Consider the following 23,251-nt stretch of genomic DNA (forward strand, 5'->3'; position numbering starts at 1 on the left):
CTTTATCTTACTTTTATATTCTATTGATACAATTATGGTTTGTGCGAGATATACGTAAAGAAAGGTTTGAATGAGCCAAGCAATTGTGCGTATGGAAAACGTCGATAAATACTACGGCGATTTTCATGTCCTAAAAAATATTAATTTTTCCGTTACCGAAGGTGAAATCGTCGTTATATGCGGTCCAAGCGGTAGCGGTAAATCAACCCTAATTCGTTGCATCAATAAACTCGAAGAGATCGATAGCGGCGATATTTTTGTCGACGGATTTGATCTTTACGATAAAAAAGTAAACATTAACCAAGTACGTGCCGAAACCGGCATGGTTTTTCAGCACTTCAATCTTTTTCCCCACTTAACCATTTTAGACAACATCACGATTGCGCAACGTAAAGTGAAAGGTGCTTCAAAACACGAAGCCAATGAATTGTCCCTCAAATTATTGGAACGTGTCGGGCTGGTGCATAAAGCGCACGGGTATCCCAACGAACTGAGCGGCGGGCAAAAGCAAAGAGTTGCCATTGCAAGAACACTGGCTATGAAACCTAAAATCATTCTTTTCGACGAACCGACTTCCGCGCTTGATCCGGAAATGATCGGAGGCGTCTTAGACGTTATGCGAGAATTAGCGCATGAAAATTATACGATTATTTGCGTAACCCACGAAATGGGTTTTGCCAAAGAAGTGAGCGATCGCGTGATTTTTATGGACGAAGGGGTGATTATCGAAGAAGCCAGCCCCGAAGCATTTTTTGCCAACCCGAAAACCGAACGTGCTCAAAAATTTTTACAAGAAGTGCTTACCCATTAATCATTAAAAAATCTATTCTTTAAGGAGAGTGTCAATGAAAAAAATTCTTGCCGCATTACTCGTAATGCTCGGACTTAATGCCATGGCTGACGATATCAACCTTTGGCAAAAATCAACCCTCAACTCCATCTTGCAAAAAGGTGAATTAACCGTCGGATTAGAGCCCGGTTATATGCCTTTCGAGATGAAAGATAAACAAGGCAATATTATCGGTTTTGACGTCGATTTGGCAAACGAAATGGCAAAAGCGATGGGTGTTAAACTCAAGCTGGTTCCAACAGCATGGGACGGTATTATTGCGGGATTGCTTACGGGTAAATACGACATTATTATGTCCGGTATGACGATTACGCAAGAGAGAAACCTCAAAATCAATTTTGCAAACCCTTATATTAGTGTCGGACAAACGCTTCTTGCTACCAAAAAGCATGCGGGCAAAAAATGGAGCGACTTGGATAAACCCGAATACACTATCGTGACGAAAATCGGCGTAACCGGCGAAATCGCAACACGTAAAATGTTCAAAAAAGCCAAAATCAGAACGTTTGAAACCGAAGCGGATGCCGCACAAGAAGTTCTTAACGGCAATGCCGACGCTTTAGTATACGACAAGCCGTATAACGCTATCTTCTTTGCCGAAAAAGGTGCAGGCAAACTCGTGCATATGGATGAAGAACTCACGTACGAACCTCTTGGTTTTGCCATTCGCAAAGGTGATCCGGATTTCTTAAACTGGCTTAACAACTTCCTAAACCAAACACAACACGACGGTACGTATCAAAAAATTTACGATCGTTGGTTTAACGACTCTTCATGGCAAAAAAAGGTAATGTAACCAGTGGCAAAAGAGAAACAACCACTTTTACACAATAAAACATTCGGCCACGTCGTGGCCGTTATGTTTTACGTCACACTAGGCTATCTCCTTTTTACGGCTGCTTCCAATATGAACTATATTTGGAAATGGACCAGCGTTCCCAAATATTTTGCTTATGAACAAACCGATACGATTGCTTCACCGATAGACGGTACGGTACGCGTGAACAACAATACGATCATCGTTCAAGGTACGAGCGATAGTAAAGAAGTCATTATCGAACCAGGATTTTCGTCAAAAGTCCAAGAAGGCGATCATATCTACGAAAACGACGTTATTGCATCTAAAACCTACTTAAAAGCCGGACCGCTGATCGAAGGTTTGATCGTAACGTTGGAGGTTTCGGCATTAGCCGCAATCCTTGCATTTGCCATCGGTGCACTTTTAGCGTTTATGAGAATTTCCCATTTACAGTTTCTGAAAGATATCGCTACGGTTTACATCGCGATTATTCGCGGAACGCCTCTACTCGTACAAATTTTTATTTTTTATTTTATTATTGCGACAATCTTTGAATTGGAACGCTTTTTAGCGGGAGCCGTTTCACTCGGTCTTTTCTTCGGCGCTTATATCGCAGAAGTATTGCGAGGAGCGATTCAATCGATCGATAAAGGTCAATACGAAGCCGCTAAATCACTCGGTATGAACTACACGCAAACAATGATTTATATCATTATGCCCCAAGCATTGAAACGTGCTTTGCCTACGTTGGTAGGAGAGATGATAGCACTTGTCAAAGACTCTTCGTTGGTTTCGGTTATCTCCATTACCGATTTGACCAAAGTCGGACGCGAAATCGTTGCCAATACTTTTTCGCCGTTTGAAACATGGCTAATCGTTGCGGCGGTTTATTTTACGATCACATTTACGTTAACGGCACTCGGACACAAAATCGAATCTCGAATGAAAAAACAAGGCGGTATGTAAGCTTTCCCGGCTTTCATACCCGTATTGTTTATACGCTATACGCCTCCAACTCTTGGTTTAAATCTTCCAAAATCTCTTTTTCTCGTTGGGAAATATAATTTAAAATCTTTTTGCTCATAATGCGATCGGGAAAAATTCGCATACAGTAACGAAACGAGCCTTGATAATCGATAATATTGACGATTTCACCTTGCAGTTCAATCGTTTTATCTCCGTCAATTGCGATTGTAGCACTGTTAAGCTCAAACGTTACGCTTACCTTTGCGCCGACATAAATACCGTTATTTTCGTTGCTAACGACACCCAAACCGTTAATTGAAAGATCATATAGCCGTCCTGACGTTGGTAGGCTATGGGAAGGACGTAAATAGACTTTCGCCAAAATATCGGGATGAACGCGCACAAATTCTCTTTGAATAGCCGGCATGTTTAAAAGGTAGGTAAAATTACTGAGCACAATCGTATTGGTTTGAAAATTACTCTCGATAATATCGGCTTTGAGGTGTTTACTCAACCACTCATTTTTGACGATAAACGCTTGCGCTTCAAGTTTCATCGCTATTTCTTGCAGTCGATCGATCTTAAATGTAACGTTTTCGTCTTCTATTTCTATAATTTCCGCTTCCGAGCTGATAGGCACGCCTTTATAGAGATTTAAAAACGTGATTTTTTGCTTTTCCCCTCGCATACGTTGAAACACGTCAATCAGAGTGTTACTCGGCGTGAATATACTCTCTTGACTAAAGCCCGTATCAAACGACGCGTCGCAGGGTTGACATGTCGTGCTCTCAAGAAGACCGCTTGGCAGGGCATCGACAAAACGGTTGACGTATCCGATCAAAATCCCAAGTTGCGGACACTTGACATGCCGCTCGCTTAATTCGCCGTATTTTTCAAGAAGAAACAAAAAACTCCTTGCAACGACATAATGCAATTCACGACTACCGCAACGTAAATGCTCCAAAAGTTCTTGCGGAACTTCGTTTTCGCATTGGAGCAAGCTTCGATACGTCGCCAAAGCAACCTTTTTTGCTTCGAGAGGTGAGACCTTTGTATCGCTATTAGTATAAAGACACGCGAAATAATCGCAAAAAACCGTTTCTAACTCCTGATCAAACGGAGCGAGGTTAATAAGAAAAAGTTCTTTTTCGTCTTGAGAAATACTCTTTTTTTCCATGAAAATGTTCCTCTTACGGTAAATTTAGTGGAGCTATCATTCGGTATCGACGAGACGTGAAATATCTAAAACAACGCTGGTTCCTTCCTCTTTTTTGGAAAAAATACGCAAAGGAATTTTACATTCATCGCAATATGCTTTGACAAGACTCAATCCTATGCCGTACCCTTCTTTGCTCGTATCGGCTTGGTAATAGCGATCAAAAGCCAAGAAAAGTTCTGCTTCGCTCATCCCGATTCCCTGATCCCGAATCGTTAAGATTCCGGCATCAAATACGATAGAGATCGGACGATTATTTCTGTTATATTTAACGGCATTATGCAATAGATTCGAAACGACTTTGCCTAATCCGTGTTTATCCGCATAAAGTTGTACATGTACGTTTTGCGTTTGAATAACAACGTCTTGCGCCATCTCTTTTTGCTTTTCAATAATGCGATTGAGCAAATCTTCCAAGATAAAATATTCTTTTACCACTTCTTGTATCTCTTTTTTGATGTAATAATCCACTTCTTTGTAAAGCGCATACAAATCATCGCTTGCCAATGCAATCCGCTCCAAACGCTTCTGCTTTTTCGGATCGTTTTCGTTGTCTCTAATCATTTGCAAATTTGCTTTAATCACCGAAAGAGGAATATTGAGCTCGTGTAACGTATCTTTGAGCAAAATATCCAAAAAATGGTTGGTTTTCAAAAATGCAGAGAGACAATACGTTACGGTTACATAGCCGACGATGCTTGCAAAGAGTAGACTAAGCACAAATATCCACATCCATGAATCGATCCACAAACACAGGATAAAGGTAAAGCTCATCGAAATAAATAAGCTGATGCTCAAACTTATCGCCGTTTTGATGAGAAATTTTCGATCGTTACTTCTCAAAACGATACCCGATTCCTCTGATATTGGAAATGCTCTCTTTACCGAAGATTTTTTTGAGATTGTTGACGTAAACGCGAATCGACCCCTCGTTCATCTCTTCGCTACTGCTCCACAATCGCTCATGAATCATCTCTTTGGTGACTACGTAGCCTCTTTCTTTTACTAACAGATACAACAACTCAAAGTCTTTGAGATGCACATCCAACTCTTCGTCGTCGAAAAAAAGACGCTTACGCGCTAAATTGAGCTTATAGTGTTCATCGATAACGAGCCAATCGTCTACAATCCCTTTTGCACGTGTTAAGATGGCGCGAATGCGTAACAAAAGTTCACCCAAATCAAAAGGCTTTTTAATATAATCGTCGCCTCCCAAAGTAAACCCCTGCGTTAAGCTCTCTTGATCGTTTAAAGAAGTGACGAAAATCGCGGGCGTTCTGTCTCCCGAAGCTCTCAGCTCTCGTAAAAAATCAAATCCGTTCATTTCGGGAACCTTCACGTCCAAAAGATACAGATCAAACTTCTCTTCGTAACAACGTTTCAGAGCTTCTTTACCGTTTTGAACCAACACACAGGTGTAATCGTTTTCGCTCAAAAAATCTTCTAGCGTATTGAGCAAAAGCGCATTATCCTCTAAGATTAAAAGTTTATACGACATGTTGAATACTCCATGCCAATGTTTCGTTTGCAAACATCGGAACAACGTTACTGTAACCGTGTGTTACCTTCATAGGAGTTTTTTCTAAAACAACCTCTTTATGAAGGGCTTTATAGCCGTAAATGGTTTGTGCATTGTTACTTACAAACGCTTGTAACGAAGCTAATGCGTTATGTTTGTCAAAGAGTTCCGTGAGCACTTGCAAAGCGATGGGTGCGGTAAAAACACCTGCCGCACATCCGCAACACTCTTTCTTGTGAATCGGATGCGGTGCCGAATCGCTTCCGAACATCACTTTAGGATGCGCCGCGAGACTGACATGTAAAAGGGCTTCTCGATCTTCGTAACGTTTGGCGATCGGCTTGCAAAAAAGATGCGGTTGAAGCATTCCTCCGGCAACGTCGTCCAGCGTAATCAACAAATGATGCAACGTTACCGTGGCATACAAATTTTCATAGCGATCAAGAAGGGCTACGCTCTCTTGGGTAGTGATATGTTCCATAACGATCTTGAGCTTTGGAAACGCTTCGGCAAGACTTTCGTAAATCGAAGCAAACTCTTTTTCTCGATCCATCACAAAACCGTTCGTTTCTCCGTGAACGCATAAGACGAGTCCCAAGTCGCTCATTGCTTCTAAAACGGGACGCAGTAGCTCGATGTCCATACTCGCCACGCCGCCTTCGGAATTGGTCGTAATGCCGGATGGATAAAGTTTTAAAGCCTTCACATGTAAAGCGGCTTTTTCTAAAAACTCCCGCGTATAATCGCTACGAAAAAAAAGCGTCATTAAAGGCTCAAAATGATTTTGTCCGATTGCGCGTACGATACGTTCTTTGTAAGCAAGAACCGCTTCAATCGTCGTAATTGGAGGAACAAGATTTGGCATGACGATTGCTCCGGCAAAACCGTAAGCACTTAAGGGTGCTACAAGATTAAGCATTTCTTCGTCGCGTAAATGCAGATGCATATCCAAAGGAGAAATCAGCGTATGGGTCATCGAAAAGTCCCTTTTTTGTTTTAATTATAGCAAAGCAAGCCCAAAATGTTATACTTTCAGCAAAAATGTTAAGGTATCGTCATGGAATATCGCTACATCGGTAAGACAGGTTTACGAGTAACCCCTATTTGTATGGGAACGATGAGTTTTGGAAGTTGGAGTGACAAGGCAGAATCCTTTAAAATCCTCGATACTGCGTATGAGCGGGGTATCAACTTTTTTGATACCGCTGAACTCTACCCTGTACCTCCACGCAGTGATTACGCGGGCGAGACCGAGCGTATTATCTCCGAGTGGCTTGCTACCAAACCGCGTGAGAGCATCATCTTAGCGACGAAAATAGCGGGTGCGGCAAACGGTTGGTTTGTACCGCCCATTCGTCACGGCTACACGGCGATCGATCGCTTTCACATACAGAGAGCCGTTGAGGGAAGTTTGAAACGCCTTAAAACCGACTACATCGACCTTTATCAAGTTCATTGGCCTGATGAAATCGTGCCCAAAGAAGAGTCGATGCGTGCACTAGATGAACTGGTCAAAAGTGGAAAAGTACGTTACCTTGGAACATCCAATGATACGACGTATGGACTCACCAAATCCAACACCATCGCACAGTATGAAAAGCTTTCCCGTTTTGAGTCTATTCAAAACAATTTTTCACTGTTAAACCCTCGTTTTCTAGACGAACTTGCCAATGCGTGTCGTAAGGAGAAAATCTCTCTTTTACCCTATTCTCCCATCGGTGGCGGCGTTTTAAGCGGTAAATACAACCAAGCGTTTATCGACCCCAAAACACGTTTTGGTGAATACCTCAATGCAGGCGAAGCGCGACAAAGAGCGATGTATAGCCGATTTGTCAATGAAAAATCCCTCGCGGCGACGGCAAAATACATCGAAATCGCTCAAAAATACGGCATGAGCCCTGTAACACTTGCGGTTGCTTGGAGTATGCATTTTGATTTTGTCGCGTCTACCATTATCGGCGCGCGTTATGCGAGTCAACTTGAAGAGAGTTTCAAAGCCTTTGATCTCAAACTCAGCCCTGAGATTTTAAAGGAATGCGAGAAAGTTCAAAAAGAGATTTTATACCCTTTGGGGTAAGGAAAGGAGACTTACATGTAAGAAAAAATCCTTACATGTAAGCGTGTGTTTAAGCTTTGGATTTTACAAATTCGGGATAGGCTTCTAAACCGCACTCTTCAACGTCGAGCCCGACGTATTCGTGTTCTTCGTCGCTTCGTAGTCCCACGACTTTTTGAATGCCTCTGAAAATAACGTAGGAGAGAGGGAAAACGAACACGCCCGTCAAAACGATGCCTTTCAGTTGCGTCGTCAATGAAAAATCGGCAAAAATCGCCACGGCAATCGTACCCCAAATTCCGTTGACCAAATGTACCGACAACGCACCTACCGGATCGTCGATTTGAAGTTTATCGAAAAGCGGTACGGCAAACACGACCAATGCTCCGCCGATAGCACCGATGAAGATCGGCTCCCAAAGACCTACGACGTCCGCTCCGGCGGTAATGGCAACCAAGCCGCCTAACGCGCCGTTTAAAATCATCGTAATATCCAGTTTTTTATATTGAATATAAACAATGCATGCCGCGACGATCGCTCCGGCAAGTCCTGCGGTATTGGTATTGACGATAATCAATCCTACCAAATCGGCCGCTTCTTTATCGGTTGCGATATGAAACGCACTTCCGCCGTTAAAGCCGAACCATCCGATCCAAAGTAACATCGCACCGAGCGTCACGAGTGGGATATTCGATGCCGGAATCGCACGAACTTGCCCTTCCTTGCCGTAACGACCTCTTCGTGCGCCCAAAACCAAAATACCCGCTAAAAGTGCCCAGCCGCCTACGGAATGGATGACCGTACAACCGGCAAGATCGTGAACGTCGCTTAAAAAGCCTCCACCCCAAATTGCACGCCCGACGACCGGATAGAGAAATCCGCTCATACAGACCGCAAAAATCATAAACGGAATGATACGAATACGCTCGCTTACGCCGCCGCTCATAATTGAAACGCTCTTGCTCACAAATGCCATCTGAAAGAAAAAATAGGCATATGCACTATACCCCTGCGTCGAAACGCCCGAGAGGAAAAATCCGTCTCCGCCGAACATAACGTTGTAGCCCCATAGCAAAAAGACAAACGACGTAATGGCGTACAAAAGTACGTTTCCCGTCAAGACCGCCGAAACGTTTTTACCGCGAACAAGCCCCGCTTCCAGCATAGCAAATCCGGGAACCATCAAAATAATTAAAACCGCCGTGAAAAGTAAAAAGAGAGTATCGATAATATACTGAAGATGCGAGAGTTCCATTACACGTGCCCTTAAATAAAATGTAATGGAGGATTGTACAAAAATGCAGGAAGTTCGAGTGATTAAATTTTAATCACTCGGTACTCGTTTCTAGATAGCGTCCTCGTTTTCTTCACCGGTTCGAATACGAATAATGCGCTCTACTTCGCTTACAAATATCTTGCCGTCGCCTATTTTACCGGTCTTTGCGGCTTCCGTAATCGTTGCGATGACTTTGTCTACATTTTCATCAGCCACGACGATGTCGATTTTAATTTTAGGTAAAAAGTCTACCACGTACTCCGCACCTCTGTAGAGTTCGGAATGACCTTGTTGTCTGCCGTAACCTTTGACTTCATGAACGGTCATACCGGTTACTTCGATGCTTCCCAATGCATCTTTGACCTCTTCTAGTTTAAAAGGTTTAATAATTGCTTCGATCTTTTTCATCCTTATTTCTCCTCGTAACGTTCAAAATTGAGCTATTGTATCTTAAATTATTTTAAATACGCTTTGAGAATTTTTTGTGACTCAAGCGGTCTGTCTTGTCGATCCGTCGCAACGTTTTCCAGTTTTTTGAGTGTTTCTATTCCCTCGACGACCTCTCCAAAAATCGTATGCCTTCCGTTAAGGTGAGGCGTTGGTACGGTCGTAATGAAAAATTGACTTCCGTTCGTATTGCGTCCGGCGTTTGCCATCGCCAAAATACCTGCTTTGTCAAAAACAACGTTCGGTTTAAACTCATCCTCAAACGCATGTCCGTAAATCGATTGACCGCCTCTGCCCGTTCCGGTCGGATCTCCACCTTGAACCATGAAATTTTTGATAATACGATGAAAGATGATGCCGTCGTAGTAGCCTTTTTTGACCAAACCTTCGAAATTTTCACACGCTTTTGGCGCAATCTCGGGTTTTAACGCAAAAACGATTTTGCCTTGCGTCGTTTCAAAAACAACTTCATGCGCCGCCGATGCCAAAGTCAAAAAACCCAATAACGCCGAAATCACAAATGCTCTTACCATCATAAAGATTCTCCGATCAGTTTCGTATTGCGAAAACGATACATTTTATTTTTTACTTTTTCCAAAATACCGACTTTGATTAACTGTTGAAACATATGAACCACCGTCGGCTTACTCACACCGATATTATCGATAATGTCTTGATACGAACCGTTAAAAATCTTATTTTCGTCCAAATGGTTAATGATGTACCGTAAGATTTCAATTTTTTTACCTCCGATCAACGCCGCAAGCCCTTCAATAATAAACAAACATCCTTGCAGCTCTTTATTGTGAAGTTTCGGTAACATCGTGGTGTAAATATTGCTAATTAAATCTTTCACGTTAATCGGCTTCATAATAAAGCCGTCTACTTTAAGCGCAATCGCTTCTATCAAATACTCCGTCTCCGTAAACGCCGTCGTGATAATCGCCGGAATCTCGCGTTGATGCTCGTTTTTGAGCTTTTTCAGCATCTCGATACCGTTCATCTCCGGCATTAAAATATCGGTCACGATAATGTCGATCTCTTTTTCAAGGGCAATTTTTAACCCTTCCGCTCCGTTGTTTGCCAAATAGACTTCTTTGACGAAATCTTTTAAAATCATTTGCGTTTGCGTCTGTACCGATTTTTCGTCTTCGACGTACAAAACAACGCAATCTTTTAACCCGTTAAAATCCATTTATGACTCCTCTTGTTTATCTAAAGGGATGACGATCGTAATCATCGCACACTGCTCGTAATGTTGTGCATTTTGAAACGTATAAGCGATGTTCGCTCCGTTGATGGTCCCTTGCATCTGTTTTTCGATAATTTGTTTTGACATGTAAAGCCCGATTCCCGTTCCCGAAGATTTGTGCTTGGTCGTAAAATACGGTTCAAACATCCGGTCTAAAACCTCATCGCAAATGCCGCCGCCGTTGTCGATAACACCGATAAGCGCATTATCGCCCTCTTTCGTGATAGAAACTTCGATCAGTTTCGTAGCAATGCCTCGCTCTTCCAAGGCATCTTTGGCATTGGAGAGCAAATTCATCATGACTTGCGAAAATTCATTAGGATAGCCCCTCACTTCAACACTTGCACTATCGTATAACAAAATTTCGATCCCCGCTTTTTCGTAATACTCTTTCACGAGATTGATGCTGTATTGAACGATCGATTTGACGCTAAAACGCTCTTCACTGTGATTGGGCTTGAAAAAATTACGAAAATCGTCAATCGTGTGCGACATCAGCGAAGCCAATTCGATACCTTCTTTGACTTGTTTATCGATAAACGCGTCGCTTAGTTCCAATCCCGCCATTCGTTTCATCTGAAAACTCTGAACCACCAAAACGATCGCGTTGAGAGGTTGCCGCCATTGATGGGCGATATTACCGATCATTTCACCCATAGAAGCCAGTCTTGATTGGCGAAACATGATTTGGTCTTTTTTACGACTTTGTTCAACTTCGTACTGGACTTTGAGTTCCAAATCGCGGTTCAGTTGTTGCAGTTCTTGCGTCTTTTCGTCTACCATCTTGGCAAGTTTCGTATGCAATAAACGAATATTTTGAAGCAACACGATGGCGAGCAAGGCGGCAAAAGCGATCGTACCGATCGTTGCAACCACGATCCATTCAAAAGTATTATCGTAGACTTTTTCGGTTCGAGCGTAACCTTCTTTGGCATTATCAAGATTCATATTGATCAATCCCGTCAAGTCGATATTGATCGAATAGACGCTTGGATACAGTTCGTTTTGCAAGGTTTCAATCGCTTTAAACGTCTGCTTCGTCTCAAAATAACTGAACATTTTTAATAAAATACCGTCAATCGTGTGGATTTTTTGTTCGATTTTAGATGTGAGAACGTCGTCTTCTTTTGTCGGAAAATGGTTCGGATGGTTTTCTTTAAAAATGCCCCACGAACGCGCCAATTTAATCAACCAATCGCTCTCGTCGATACCCAAACTACTTTTATATTCTTGCAGTTCGATCTGAATCAACTCTTGCGCTAAAGCGATGACGACCTTTCCCTCATGTGCGGAAATATTGCCCTTTTCGATGTCGCGAATCGTATCTAAGATATTGACCGTGTAAATGTCTTTCAAGTTTTCCAATCGAATCGTCGGAAGCATTCGCTTCGTATACAAAATATCGAAATTATTTTTAATACGGTTGATGCTCATATGAGCAAAACTCCCGATAAAAAACATCCCTACGACCATAATCAAAAAAAGAAGCGTTGTTTTTTTAGCAATCGTCATCTCGTCGATGCTACTCATAAAATCATGAAAAGGCGTGCGGGTATCGTTACTCATCGTCTTTTCCTACCGAATAAAAATCATCGTCGACGTATTCGCTCAAATGCACGCGATGCAAGCACTTACAACGTTCGTCCCTGTTTTTAGAGATGCCGTCTTCATCCAGAGTTTTGGAAAACTCCCCCAAGGCCTGAATAAATTGGTCTTTCGTAAATTCCGGCCCTAAGGTTTTAAACACTTCGGCAATCATACGTGCCGCAAAATACCCCTCAAGCGAGACATGGCTTAAACGCTCTTTAGGATAATATTGGCGCATCAACGTACGATAATTTTCAACTTCGTCGACATCGGATGTCCAAGGCGAAGGAACGACTTGCGCGAAGACGATGCCCTCTCCGTTACCTTCCAAAAGATCAATGAGCGGTTTTGGCTCCATAAACGACGAGAGTCCAAAACGTACCTCTTTTCTGATTTTGTGACTTTTGCGCGCACGCTTGATAAACTCGGCGGCGGCATTGGTCGATCCGATCATTAAAATAACTTCCGGATTGCACTGTTCTATTTCATAAAGCGCATTGCCTACCGAAAGCGTGTTACGCTTATAGCTACCCTCTCCTACCAAGACAAGATTGCGCTTGGCAAGTGCGGTTTTAACGCCTTTAAGTCCGGCTCTCCCGTAACTGTCGTTTTGGTAAAAAAGCGCAAATCGCTTGTATTTTTGCTCTTCGGCATAATACTTAACCAAACGTTCAATCTCATCCAAATCGCCGGCACGTGCGTTTAAGACGATCGGATTGGGAGGATTGCGTAAAAACTCGGCTCCAGAATAAGCACCCACAAACGGAATGCGTTTTTCCACGGCGATGGGAAAAATCGCTTCGGCAACGGGCGTACCGATAATGCCGAAAAGTGCAAAAATTTTCTCTTTTTCAATCAACTCGTTCACGTTTTCCACGGCAATTTTCGGCTCATAACGATCGTCTTTAGCAATAATCTCTATTTTGCGACCGTACACGCCGCCTTTATCGTTCAAATTTTTAAGATAAATTTCCGCGCCGAGGAGAAATTGGTTGCCTACGCTATTAAGTCCACCGCTAAAAGGACCGCTCATGCCTAAACGTATGACATTACCTTCAAACGTAACATGTGAAAGATAGTAAGGTATCAATAAAAAAGAAGCGACGAGAAGCGCTCCGATGAGTCTACGCATCTGGTTTGATGTCCGTAAAAAATATTTTAACGGCTATAATAGCAATTATTTTTTATAGAAGTGCTTAATTTAGTAAAAAAATATTTACTTAAAGCGTTTTTTTGCAAAAAACCGTAAAGAGTTAAAAAATGAGATGTAAAATTTGCAATTTTGAAACCGTATTATGGAAAGATCCGCGATACAAGCACGCCTATTATACCTGCCCGCATTGCGAAGGTGTTTTTCTTGATGCGCAGTTTTATCCTTCGTCAGAAACGGAACAAAACGTTTACGCGAACCATCACAATTCATTGGAAAACGAAGGCTACGTGCGTATGCTCGAAAACTTTATCGATTTTTTTTGGGATACCTTACATGTCAAAGAGAGTTTGCTGGATTTCGGTTCCGGCCCGACTCCCGTTTTAAGCGAACTTTTGCACAGACGAAACGTCCGCGTCGATTGCTACGACAAATGGTATCAGCCGAAAAAAATCTATACCGATCGAATCTACGACGGCATTACTTCAACCGAAGTTTTCGAGCACCTCGACGATCCGATTGCGATTTTAAACGAATTGAATATCCATTTACATCAAGGCGGAATCGTTGCTTTGATGACGCTGTTTCATCCAAAAACGCAAGCGGATTTTTTTCAATGGTGGTATCGTCGCGATCCGACGCATATTACGTTTTATACTCCAAAAACAATTGGAATAATGGCAGAACAGTGCGGTTTTGAAATGATTAAAGATGATGGAAGACGGATAGCGGTTTTAAGAAAAAGGTAGCTTGATGGGGCTACCTTTTGCGGTGAGCAATTTTGGATTAACGATAATAAGGGCGATAGTATTCGTCATGATAACGATGAGACGGTCGATCGATCACAATAACTCTCTCTCTGACATACGGTTCTCGATACACGACAGTCGGTCTTGTCTCGTAATAAACGGGACGACTTTCAACGTAAACGGGGCGGTTTTCAACATAGCGAGGTTGTTGAGAGGCATTATTAATCATGCTTCCCAATAAAATAGCGGCTCCCGCACCGATAAGTGCTCCTTGTTCTCTATCACCCCATGCATAAGAGCTTGTACTTGCACTGAGTACCAAAAGGATTGAAACTAAACTCATTTTTACGATTTTCATTGGATACTCCTTTTTAATTTTTACAGTGAAATTCTAGCGTAAAATCGTGAACTATTCGTGAAATTTGAAATTATAACCGTTGAATCCATCGCCAATAAAACCCAAACACAATGAATCCGACTCCCAAACAACATGTAATCATCCACAACGCCATTCCCCACTCAAAAAGTGCTCCGATTGCAAATGAAACAAGCGTACTCATCCCCATAAAAACCATATCGTTATAGGCAACGACTCTACCGTAATACGCTTCGTGCGTCTCGTACTGTAAAAGCGTATAGGTATACGACCAAAGTGCCGTTGTAAAGAGTCCGCACAAGACGACGCCGAGGAAACTCCAATAAAAATCATGTTGCAACAAACCCCACACGATAATACTGACACCTTGCAACACCAAAGCGTAAAAAAGCGTCTTTTGACTCATCCAGCGTCCCAAGATAAACTGACCCGCCACCAACGAAACGGCGCGAGACGCATTGATAAAACCCATCACGAGAGGAATCGACAAAAGATGTTTATATTCATAATCCGCCAATAAGGCAATCAGAGCATCGTAAGCACTTAGCCCGACGCTGGCATGCAAGGCGATCAGGTGCATCAATTTCGGATGCGCTTTGAGATACAAAAATCCGCCGACGATCATCTCTTGAATAGAAAAGAGCGTGTGAACTTTAAGCGTAGGAAGTTTAAGCCCCATGAGCAAATAAAATCCGACGCAATACAAAAGCATATCGGCGACAAATGCGCTCGTCGTTCCAAAATAGTGAATATAAAATCCTGCAACGGCCATACCGAGCGCATATGAAATCGACCAAATGATAGAGTGAATCTCATTGGCGATTTTAAGATCGTCGTTTCCTAAGAGCTTTGGTAAAAGCGACATTTCCGTTTGAAAATAGATACTTCCTACACCCATACGGATAAAAATAAGAGCTAAAAGCCACCACAACATCTCTAAAGAGTCGATAAAAAGTAAGAAAAAAACCGTGACGATTTCAATGATCGTTAAACTTAACATCAATCGTTTCGTGTCGACTTTATCGATAATTGCTCCGCTAAAAGGAGCTAAAAGCATGGAAGGTAAAAACGTAAATGCTGCCGCCGCACTTAAAGCCCAAACCGGAGCATGCAGTTCGATGAGCAACGTGTAAATCGCCATATGACTAAACCATGCGCCGAAATAGCAAATCAGCTGAATTAAGCTTAATCGCCGTAATGCCGCATACGAATATAACACGTTAACGTACCGTTTCATTTTTACCTCTTTTTTTCAAAACGCTATTGTATCGCTTTTCGCGCACGAGGGCTATGCCGATTTTATGCTACAATGAAACGGCTAATACCCTCGAAAAAGGAATCGAATATGAAAATTTCAACGCGTATTTTAATCTCGCTGATTCTCTCGTTAAGCTTTCTCGGCGGTTCTATCATTGCTATGACTTACTTCGATACGCAAAAAAATGCTCGATTTTTTCTTGAACACTATCAAAAAAGTGCTTATGCGTTTCATGAAAACGAGCTCAAAACCATTATGGATTTAATGCGCCAAACGGCTATGTCTATCTATAATTCTCAAAAAGCTAAAGGCATTAGTGATGAAAAAATCAAAGAAGCTATTTTAGAAAAGCTGAACGATCCTCGCTTCTTTAACGATAAAAGCGGTTATTTTTTTGTCTATCAACAAGACGGTACGAACGTACTTTTGCCGACCAATAAAACCTTGGAAGGAAAAAACCTTATCGGATTGAAAGATTCCAAAGGTATTCCTTTTGTTCAAGAGCTTATTCATGCGGCGCAAAAAGGCGGAGGATTGGTCAAGTACGAATTCCCCAAAAGCAAAGACGGACAACCTCTTTTAAAATTTGCTTACGCTATGCCTTTTGAACCTTACAACTGGACAATGGGTACGGGTATCTATGTCGATAACGTGGAAAAGGAGATTGCTATTTTACAAAAAGAGATCGACGATACCCTCTCCTCACAAATCAAAACCTTCTTAGCGATTGCGACCGTCTTAGTGCTTGTAAGCGTTTTTTCAACCGTATTTATTATCAAAAAGACGATTTCAAATCCATTGGTACGATTGATGCAACGAGCCGACAATCTTTCAAGCGGCGAGGGCGATTTGACGCGAAAACTAGACATTATCGGTAACGACGAAATTGCTCAAGCCAGCCGTAGTATTAATGCGTTTATCGAAAAAGTACGCCTACTGATCAGTGAAGCGAAAGGGCTTTCTAACGAGAACTCGTCCATTTCGCACGAACTCTCCTCTACTTCTTTACAAGTCGGACGAGCCATCGAGACGTCCATGCAAATCGTCGGCGACACCACAACCAAAGCACTCGGTCTTAAAAATGAATTGAGTACGGGCATTCACGAAGCAACAGAGGGGAAAGAGGAGCTTACCAAAGCCAATGCCTTCTTAAAAGACGCAAACCAAGCGATTTTAACGCTCACGCAAGAGATTCAAAACAGTGCCCAAACCGAAATCGAACTCGCACAAAAGATTCAACAACTCAGCCATGACGCCGAACAAGTGAAAGAGGTCTTGGTCGTTATCGGCGATATTGCCGATCAGACCAATTTACTTGCTCTCAATGCCGCCATCGAAGCGGCACGCGCGGGAGAACACGGACGAGGCTTTGCGGTTGTCGCCGATGAAGTGCGCAAGCTTGCCGAGCGTACGCAAAAGAGCCTTCAAGAAATTAATGCGACGATTAACGTTATCGTCCAATCCATCGTCGACAGTAGCGAACGTATGACGAGCAACTCTCAAAAAGTAGAATCATTAGCGGAAGCCGCAAGCACGGTTGAGGTCAAAATTAACGGTATGTTCTCCGTGATGAACAACGCAACGCTTGTCTCCGATAAAACAACTCAAAATTACCTTAAAACCGGTTCGGACATCGAAACCATGATCGCCAACGTCAATCAAATCAACGATATTTCAAGCCAAAATGCCAGAAGCGTCGAAGAAATTGCCGGCGCGGCAGAGCATCTCAGTCGCATGACCGAAACCTTAAATCTTAAACTCTCCGAGTTTCGAACGTAAGGACTTCCATCGTGCTGAGTGCTGAATTTTCAATTGTTTCGACGGCTATCGTCCTGATCTTCGTTATCGACCCTTTCGGTGCGGTTCCCGTCATTTTGTCCATTTTAAAAGACGTTCCTTTTGCAAGGCGTAAAGCCATCATTATGCGTGAGATGCTATTCGGTTTGGCAATTTTAACGCTCTTTTTATTTGCCGGCGAACTCTTTTTAAATATTTTCCACCTTGAAACCGAAGCGGTGCGCATCGCAGGTGCCATTATCTTTTTCGTCATCGGATTAAAGATGATCTTCCCGGGCGATGAGGGCAGTAGCGGGCTGTATGGCTCTTCCAAAGAGCCTTTTATGGTGCCCATCGCCATGCCGCTCATCGCAGGACCTTCCACGCTTGCCACACTTTTAGTGCTGGGTAAATCCCACACCAATGAGCTCGGAAGCGTCTTTGTCGCACTGGTTTTAGCATGGCTGATCTCCGCACTTATCATGTATCTCTCACCTTTACTCTACAAACTCCTAAGAGATAAAGGACTCTCAGCCCTTGAACGCTTGATGGGCATGCTCCTTTTGATGATGTCAGTACAGATGTTCATCGATGGTATAAGAGGCATTATCCACACGTTTTAGGTTTACATGTAACGTTATTTTGTGCGCTTACATGTAAACCTAACATATAGCTTTTATTGACTCGATTTTTTTTATTTTTTGATTGCCTCTTTAATGGCTTTTATCTTGTCTTGAATGATGGATTGCGCTTTATCAATATTTCGAAGATCAGAACAAGCTTCTATATAAAAATAATTTTCCCAAGGGTTAAAGTCATTTTCCTTGAGTGCTTCTTTTAATTCGTTTTCATTTTTCTCGTATACGTCTTTTGAAACAGCAATGATCAACGGTACATGGTGTTTATCCCAATACGCGTAATCCACGCCAAACCAAATATTTTCATCAATATCAAAGCCATAATACTTCTCTGTATCTTCTATTTTTGTATCAGGCGAATACTTATCTCTGATTTTTTTAACAAGTTCATAATTTGAATCTATATTATTCCACCATCGCATACTTGAGAGCTCGGGCAAAAGCGAGCGATAATTATTCAAATTATAAACTGTAAATTTTTGCTTGCATAACTTTTCGCTGACACTATTGATATAAGAAGAATTGAGAGCGGGTGTCATAACATTGATAAGAAGGGCTTCGGCTTGTACAATTTGTGCTTTTTGTTCATCTTCAGCTAGCGTTTTATTGTTAGAAAAAATCGTACCCAAATAGATATTGTTAATAACCCATCGATCTTTTAACCGATTTTGAAAGCCAGCGAGTGTCATCCCGATATACAATAAAACATCTTTCCCGTACACAATATGATTGCCATAGACTTGATATAAACCTATTTTTTGGACACTATTATCTTGATTTGGGATATCTTTGGATTTCTCTTTTTGCATGATTTGATCGTATGTAAAAGGCCCTTCCCACCAAATTTGAATCGTTTCTGGATTTTCCATTGTTATTTCCTCCTGTTCTGTTAATGTTTAATCTCTGTGTTCCATCACATTCTATACAAATTAAAATTAAATAAGTTCATCCTAATGAACTTTTTGTGAGTATTTTTGTATTACCTTGAACTATTTACATATCTAAGGAAAAAACATGATCAATCGGCTTCAACATCTTTTAACCTCTTGCGAAATACAAGACTTTTTTTTGATGTTTTCACAACAAGGGAATATGATAGGAAAATGCGGTAGTTGCGCAGTGGAAGAACTACCTAACTATTTTTCTGACGCATTTAAGGCATCGCTCAAACAAGCTAAAAGCGTGATGATCGCCGTGGGATATTCTCAAAAACTGTCTCACAATGTCTCTGATTTTTTAACGTTTTTAATGGATGAAATCAATGAAAATGCAAATATCTTATGTATCACAACCGATAGTATTTCGCTTTACTCTGACGTCGTGGATTGTATCGTTTTCATGACAGGCATTAATGACGAATAAGCCAGGTCAGCCTGTATGAATATGGTCTTTTCAAACTTTACATGTAACATCAATATGAACACTTAAAATTGAAATTATTTTGATATAAAAAAGGAGTTACTATGGGATATATTTGTCAATGTTGCGGGCACAAAAGTATGAGTGCAAGCAGTGGGAATTGCTCTTTCTCGCCAAGCCAAAGGCATATTTATATGAATGAAAATCCAAAGGGCTATCTATGCCAATATTGTGGACATTCCAGCTCTATTGCGAGTGCAGGAAGTTGCTCGCCGAGTCCTCATAAAAAACATCTGTATATTGGGAAACATGGAGGAAATTATACATGTAAGTTTTGCGGGCATTCAAGTTCCGTTGCCAGTTCAGGGAGTTGTTCAAAAAGTCCCCACGGAAAACACGAATATATTTGACTATTTTTCATCGTAAAAGTTAAAACAACGTTACATGTAAAGGATTTGGCTACTTGACCAAATCCTTATATTCATATTTGAAATGCTCAACTTTTGGTGAGACAACAAACATGCAATAACCTTGATTGGGGTTGTTTTTAAAGTAATTTTGATGGTACGCTTCGGCTTTGTAGAATACCTCTAAGGGTTTAATCTCCGTTACGATCGGCTTAGTAAATTTACCGGCAAACGCCTTCATAGACGCCTCGGCTTGCGCTTTTTGCGTTTCATTGTGGTAAAAAATGACCGAACGGTATTGGGTTCCCACATCGTTGCCTTGACGATTCAATGTGGTGGGATCGTGAATCAACCAAAAGATTTTCAAAAGTGCTTCATACGAAATGAGCTTAGGATCAAACGTGATTTGCACCACCTCGGCATGTCCGGTATTGCCGCTACACACCTGTTCGTACGTTGGACTTGGCGTTTGCCCTCCTGCATACCCACTGATGACATCAACCACGCCCCTTGTCTCTTCAAACACCGCTTCCAAGCACCAAAAACAGCCGCCGCCGAATGTCGCTTTTTCATAAACCACGCTATTCTCCTGTGCATAAAGTATGTGACACATGCCTAAAACAAAGGCTACGACTCGGAACCATTTCATAATGCGCCCCTTTTTGGTACGATTATAACACGGTGCGCTGAAAACTTTCCTCTTACGACCGACATAATCGATTTATGTTATAATACTTCAAAAAAAGAGGTCGTATGAAACAAAAACCCTCTTTGCGCCTTGATATCCAAGAACAAACTGCTCTTGTGCTCTTACAAGGCTCTTGGGTTAAAGAGCGTATAGCCGCTTTATGCAAAACCGACATACCGATCACACCGTCCCAAACAACGCATTCGTACACGTTTGACTTTTCTGCCGTTACCGATTTTGATACGCACGGTATTATGCTGATTTTGCACTTCGCTAAAACATTGGAGAAGCAGGGTCAAAGCGTCGTTTTTCAAGGCGAAAGCCCTTCCATGCAACAACTTCTACACATTTGCGACACCCACTATCCCCTCGAAGACATTGAAGAAAAAAAAGGCATTTTTATCCTCGATTCTCTTGAAAACGTAGGACGACAGAGCGTCGAAGGATACCGCACGCTCGCCTCGTTTTTCTCATTTACGGGAGAGCTTACGCATGCATGCATCGCCGCCGTTCTCAAACCACTTTCCATTCGATGGAAAGCCACGCTCTATCACATCGAACAAAGCGGAGCCGGAGCGATACCGATCATTTTACTCACCTCGTTTCTGATCGGTATCGTCATCGCCTACCAAGGAGCGACGCAACTTGAAAAATTCGGAGCCAATATTTTTATCGTCGAGATGGTAACGATCTCTTCCGTGCGCGAATTAGCCCCCTTACTTACCGCCATCGTCGTAGCGGGGCGAAGCGCATCATCTTACAGCGCGCAAATCGGCGTTATGAAAATTACCGATGAAGTCGATGCCATGCGTTCAATGGGTTTTTCGCCGTGGGATTTTTTGGTATTGCCCCGATTGTTCGCTCTCGTGGTTTCGCTTCCCCTACTTGTTTTTTTTGCCGACATCGTTTCGGTTTTCGGCGGTATGGTCATCGCTTCCACTAAGCTTGACGTTAGTTTTGTCGAATTTATCGATCGTATCAAACAAACCGTCGCTCTCAAACACCTCGTGATCGGCTTCATCAAAGCACCTATTTTTGGAGCGATAATCGCTACGATCGGATGCTTTCGCGGGTTTCAAATCGATAGTAGCACCGAAAGCGTCGGCAAATACACAACGATTAGCGTCGTTAACGCTATTTTTTGGGTTATCGCCGTCGATGCGTTAATTTCGGTTTTACTGACGGAGATGGGATTGTGAAAGAGCGCATCGTCGTCGAAGCTAAAGATATTATTACCCGTTTTGGGGAACATACGATCCATAACGGCGTGAGTTTTAAAATCCAACAAGGCGAAATTTTCGGACTTTTAGGCGGTAGCGGTAGCGGAAAAACGACATTGCTTCGAGAGATGATTATGCTTCAAAAGATCCAAGGCGGGCAGATGAAAGTGCTAGGCGTCGACGTCTCCAAAGCCTCACATGTACAAGCACAAAAGCTCATGCGTCAATGGGGCATTTTGTTTCAATTCGGCGCACTCTTTACGTCACTAACCGTGTTAGAAAATGTTATGATAGCGATGCGCGAATATACAAACCTTCCGGATTGGATTATTCAAGAGTCTGCGCGCATGAAACTTTCCATGGTGGGGCTTCCGACAAAGGTCGCTACGATGTTTCCCTCCGAACTGAGCGGAGGTATGAAAAAAAGAGCGGGGTTGGCGCGGGCGTTAGCCTTAGATCCTAAACTTCTTTTTTTGGACGAGCCGACGTCGGGGCTAGACCCTAAAAGCGCACGTGCGTTTGACGAACTCATCGCAACCTTGCGAAAAACACTCGGTATCAGCGTCGTCATGGTCACGCACGATAAAGATACGATTGAAAACGTATTGGATCGTTTTATTATTTTGGGCAATCAAAAAGTACGGTTCGAGGGGTCAATGGAAACATTGCGTCAAACGACCGACGAAGAGCTCAAAAATTTTTTAAATTGAGGGAAAGATGGAAAATCGCTTAAGTTATATCTTGGTAGGTCTCTTTCTGTTTGTCTTGCTGATCGGCGGCGTCGTTTCTATTTTGTGGCTGGGAAACTATTCGGAAAAGGGAAACTTTAAATTTTACAAGATTGCAACGAAAGAATCGGTATCGGGACTCAACGACAAAGCACCCGTCAAATTTAAAGGCGTTCAAGTCGGAGAGGTCCGCGGCATCGCCATTAACCATAAAAATGCCGAAGAAGTCTTAGTTACGATTCGCATCCAAGAAGACGTTCCCGTCAAAGAAAACACCTACGCATTGATCGAAGCGCAAGGCATTACGGGCTTAAGTTACATTCAACTCCAAGGCGGTACGAACGACGCTAAAGAGCTTAAAACAAACTCCAATCCGGAAGAGTACGCGCTCATTCCGTCGTATCCTTCCACTTTTTCAAGGCTCGATAAAACCGTGACGTCTTTGAGTGAAAAAGCAGAGGTTATTTTTAGCCGCATCGAACAGGTTATGAGCGATAAAAATATTAAAAATATTGAAGCCATTATCGAAAACAGTGCTAAAATTACCGAATCTACCAGTAAAACGTTGGCCAATCTCGAAGCGCATAACAAAGAGATCGATCGTCTTTTAGCAGAATCCGTCGCGGCGGTTCAGGGGATTAAAGAGATGTCCTATTCGTTAACCCGCGCGGTCGATACGACGGGTATAGAAACGATGAAAGGCATTAAAGACGCCTCTATAAGCGTCAAAAACGTGATGGGCGGATTGCATCAAAAAATCGATTCGGGAGCATTTGACGTTAAAGAGACGCTCATGCCTTTGCAAAGTACGTTATACGATTTAGAAGTCGTACTTGCCGAAACAAAAGAGCTGATCGCAAACTTGAAAGACAGTCCGAGCGATCTTTTATTTAAAGCCGAGACCGTTGCTCCGGCACCTCACGAACGCTAAACC

General features: G+C 42.4%; 25 protein-coding genes. 11 read left to right on the forward strand and 14 right to left on the reverse strand.

Going from position 1 to position 23,251, the window contains the following annotated elements:
* Nucleotides 1-70: 70 nt before the first annotated feature.
* The 3 genes from UCH003_RS13085 to UCH003_RS13095 are packed head-to-tail and all read left to right on the forward strand — an operon-like array spanning nucleotide 71 to nucleotide 2,615.
* The gene (locus tag UCH003_RS13085; protein ID WP_039671884.1) at nucleotides 71-811 is read left to right on the forward strand and encodes an amino acid ABC transporter ATP-binding protein; all 741 of its coding nucleotides are present in this window, start codon (nucleotides 71-73) and stop codon (nucleotides 809-811) included.
* A gap of 34 nt (nucleotides 812-845) precedes the next feature.
* Entirely contained in the window at nucleotides 846-1,646 is an 801-nt protein-coding gene (locus UCH003_RS13090) for a transporter substrate-binding domain-containing protein (RefSeq protein ID WP_039671883.1), read from the forward strand.
* 3 nt (nucleotides 1,647-1,649) lie between these two features.
* Nucleotides 1,650-2,615: an amino acid ABC transporter permease gene (locus tag UCH003_RS13095; RefSeq protein ID WP_060826828.1), complete on the forward strand. Its 966-nt coding sequence runs from the start codon at nucleotides 1,650-1,652 to the stop codon at nucleotides 2,613-2,615.
* Nucleotides 2,616-2,643: 28 nt separating this feature from the next.
* On the opposite strand, the gene UCH003_RS13100 is transcribed toward UCH003_RS13095, so the two are convergent.
* From UCH003_RS13100 to pyrC, 4 genes are read right to left on the reverse strand one after another with little or no spacing between them, the layout of a single operon-like run.
* Nucleotides 2,644-3,792 (reverse strand): PilZ domain-containing protein, encoded by a 1,149-nt coding sequence (locus UCH003_RS13100; protein WP_060826829.1) that lies wholly within the window; start codon nucleotides 3,790-3,792, stop codon nucleotides 2,644-2,646.
* A 36-nt stretch (nucleotides 3,793-3,828) separates the two neighbouring features.
* Complete coding sequence (locus UCH003_RS13105) at nucleotides 3,829-4,629, reverse strand: sensor histidine kinase (RefSeq protein WP_231964784.1); 801 nt, start codon at nucleotides 4,627-4,629, stop codon at nucleotides 3,829-3,831.
* A 34-nt stretch (nucleotides 4,630-4,663) separates the two neighbouring features.
* The gene (locus UCH003_RS13110; protein WP_039671879.1) at nucleotides 4,664-5,329 is read right to left on the reverse strand and encodes a response regulator transcription factor; all 666 of its coding nucleotides are present in this window, start codon (nucleotides 5,327-5,329) and stop codon (nucleotides 4,664-4,666) included.
* Nucleotides 5,319-6,326, reverse strand: a complete 1,008-nt coding sequence (gene pyrC / locus UCH003_RS13115) for a dihydroorotase (protein WP_060826831.1) — start codon at nucleotides 6,324-6,326, stop codon at nucleotides 5,319-5,321. Before pyrC ends, UCH003_RS13110 begins: the two co-directional genes overlap by 11 nt.
* Nucleotides 6,327-6,407: 81 nt before the next feature.
* On the opposite strand from pyrC, the gene UCH003_RS13120 reads away from it, so the two are divergent.
* Complete coding sequence (locus UCH003_RS13120) at nucleotides 6,408-7,427, forward strand: aldo/keto reductase (RefSeq protein ID WP_060826832.1); 1,020 nt, start codon at nucleotides 6,408-6,410, stop codon at nucleotides 7,425-7,427.
* Between the two features lie 49 nt (nucleotides 7,428-7,476).
* Here the strand turns inward: UCH003_RS13120 and UCH003_RS13125 are convergent, their stop codons facing one another.
* The 6 genes from UCH003_RS13125 to UCH003_RS13150 form a co-directional block, all read right to left on the reverse strand.
* Nucleotides 7,477-8,661, reverse strand: coding sequence for an ammonium transporter (locus UCH003_RS13125; protein ID WP_060826833.1), 1,185 nt, complete (start codon nucleotides 8,659-8,661; stop codon nucleotides 7,477-7,479).
* Between the two features lie 90 nt (nucleotides 8,662-8,751).
* The gene (locus UCH003_RS13130; protein WP_039671875.1) at nucleotides 8,752-9,090 is read right to left on the reverse strand and encodes a P-II family nitrogen regulator; all 339 of its coding nucleotides are present in this window, start codon (nucleotides 9,088-9,090) and stop codon (nucleotides 8,752-8,754) included.
* A gap of 47 nt (nucleotides 9,091-9,137) precedes the next feature.
* The gene (locus UCH003_RS13135; RefSeq protein WP_060827003.1) at nucleotides 9,138-9,662 is read right to left on the reverse strand and encodes a peptidylprolyl isomerase; all 525 of its coding nucleotides are present in this window, start codon (nucleotides 9,660-9,662) and stop codon (nucleotides 9,138-9,140) included.
* On the reverse strand, nucleotides 9,662-10,324 hold the full coding sequence (locus UCH003_RS13140; RefSeq protein WP_060826834.1) for a response regulator: 663 nt from the start codon (nucleotides 10,322-10,324) through the stop codon (nucleotides 9,662-9,664). Before UCH003_RS13140 ends, UCH003_RS13135 begins: the two co-directional genes overlap by 1 nt.
* On the reverse strand, nucleotides 10,325-11,947 hold the full coding sequence (locus UCH003_RS13145; RefSeq protein WP_039671873.1) for an ATP-binding protein: 1,623 nt from the start codon (nucleotides 11,945-11,947) through the stop codon (nucleotides 10,325-10,327).
* Nucleotides 11,940-13,100 (reverse strand): ABC transporter substrate-binding protein, encoded by a 1,161-nt coding sequence (locus UCH003_RS13150; protein ID WP_060826835.1) that lies wholly within the window; start codon nucleotides 13,098-13,100, stop codon nucleotides 11,940-11,942. Before UCH003_RS13150 ends, UCH003_RS13145 begins: the two co-directional genes overlap by 8 nt.
* Before the next feature lie 128 nt (nucleotides 13,101-13,228).
* Between UCH003_RS13150 and UCH003_RS13155 the strand changes: the two genes are divergently transcribed.
* On the forward strand, nucleotides 13,229-13,867 hold the full coding sequence (locus UCH003_RS13155) for a class I SAM-dependent methyltransferase (protein WP_060826836.1): 639 nt from the start codon (nucleotides 13,229-13,231) through the stop codon (nucleotides 13,865-13,867).
* A gap of 37 nt (nucleotides 13,868-13,904) precedes the next feature.
* On the opposite strand, the gene UCH003_RS13160 is transcribed toward UCH003_RS13155, so the two are convergent.
* On the reverse strand, nucleotides 13,905-14,225 hold the full coding sequence (locus UCH003_RS13160) for a hypothetical protein (protein ID WP_060826837.1): 321 nt from the start codon (nucleotides 14,223-14,225) through the stop codon (nucleotides 13,905-13,907).
* Between the two features lie 70 nt (nucleotides 14,226-14,295).
* A complete protein-coding gene (locus tag UCH003_RS13165) occupies nucleotides 14,296-15,480 on the reverse strand; it encodes an MFS transporter (protein WP_060826838.1) in 1,185 nt (394 codons plus the stop codon).
* 108 nt (nucleotides 15,481-15,588) lie between these two features.
* Between UCH003_RS13165 and UCH003_RS13170 the strand changes: the two genes are divergently transcribed.
* Entirely contained in the window at nucleotides 15,589-17,280 is a 1,692-nt protein-coding gene (locus tag UCH003_RS13170; RefSeq protein ID WP_060826839.1) for a methyl-accepting chemotaxis protein, read from the forward strand.
* A gap of 11 nt (nucleotides 17,281-17,291) precedes the next feature.
* The gene (locus UCH003_RS13175) at nucleotides 17,292-17,900 is read left to right on the forward strand and encodes a MarC family protein (RefSeq protein WP_197653520.1); all 609 of its coding nucleotides are present in this window, start codon (nucleotides 17,292-17,294) and stop codon (nucleotides 17,898-17,900) included.
* 71 nt (nucleotides 17,901-17,971) lie between these two features.
* On the opposite strand, the gene UCH003_RS13180 is transcribed toward UCH003_RS13175, so the two are convergent.
* The gene (locus UCH003_RS13180) at nucleotides 17,972-18,784 is read right to left on the reverse strand and encodes a hypothetical protein (RefSeq protein ID WP_060826840.1); all 813 of its coding nucleotides are present in this window, start codon (nucleotides 18,782-18,784) and stop codon (nucleotides 17,972-17,974) included.
* Between the two features lie 145 nt (nucleotides 18,785-18,929).
* On the opposite strand from UCH003_RS13180, the gene UCH003_RS13185 reads away from it, so the two are divergent.
* Nucleotides 18,930-19,277 carry a hypothetical protein gene (locus tag UCH003_RS13185; RefSeq protein WP_060826841.1) on the forward strand — a complete coding sequence of 116 codons (348 nt, stop codon included), beginning with the start codon at nucleotides 18,930-18,932 and terminating at the stop codon, nucleotides 19,275-19,277.
* Between the two features lie 456 nt (nucleotides 19,278-19,733).
* Here the strand turns inward: UCH003_RS13185 and msrA are convergent, their stop codons facing one another.
* Nucleotides 19,734-20,294 carry a peptide-methionine (S)-S-oxide reductase MsrA gene (msrA, locus tag UCH003_RS13195; RefSeq protein ID WP_060827005.1) on the reverse strand — a complete coding sequence of 187 codons (561 nt, stop codon included), beginning with the start codon at nucleotides 20,292-20,294 and terminating at the stop codon, nucleotides 19,734-19,736.
* A gap of 140 nt (nucleotides 20,295-20,434) precedes the next feature.
* Here msrA and UCH003_RS13200 point away from each other — a divergent pair, with 140 nt between their 5' ends.
* Genes UCH003_RS13200 through UCH003_RS13210 form a run of 3 tightly spaced genes read left to right on the forward strand, consistent with a single transcriptional unit; the run spans nucleotide 20,435 to nucleotide 23,248 of the window.
* Complete coding sequence (locus UCH003_RS13200) at nucleotides 20,435-21,568, forward strand: ABC transporter permease (RefSeq protein ID WP_060826843.1); 1,134 nt, start codon at nucleotides 20,435-20,437, stop codon at nucleotides 21,566-21,568.
* 8 nt (nucleotides 21,569-21,576) lie between these two features.
* Nucleotides 21,577-22,299: an ABC transporter ATP-binding protein gene (locus tag UCH003_RS13205; protein ID WP_060827006.1), complete on the forward strand. Its 723-nt coding sequence runs from the start codon at nucleotides 21,577-21,579 to the stop codon at nucleotides 22,297-22,299.
* Between the two features lie 7 nt (nucleotides 22,300-22,306).
* The gene (locus UCH003_RS13210; RefSeq protein ID WP_060826844.1) at nucleotides 22,307-23,248 is read left to right on the forward strand and encodes an MlaD family protein; all 942 of its coding nucleotides are present in this window, start codon (nucleotides 22,307-22,309) and stop codon (nucleotides 23,246-23,248) included.
* Nucleotides 23,249-23,251: the final 3 nt, after the last annotated feature.

Origin of the sequence: Sulfurospirillum cavolei (assembly GCF_001548055.1) — a bacterium.
Lineage (GTDB): Bacteria > Campylobacterota > Campylobacteria > Campylobacterales > Sulfurospirillaceae > Sulfurospirillum.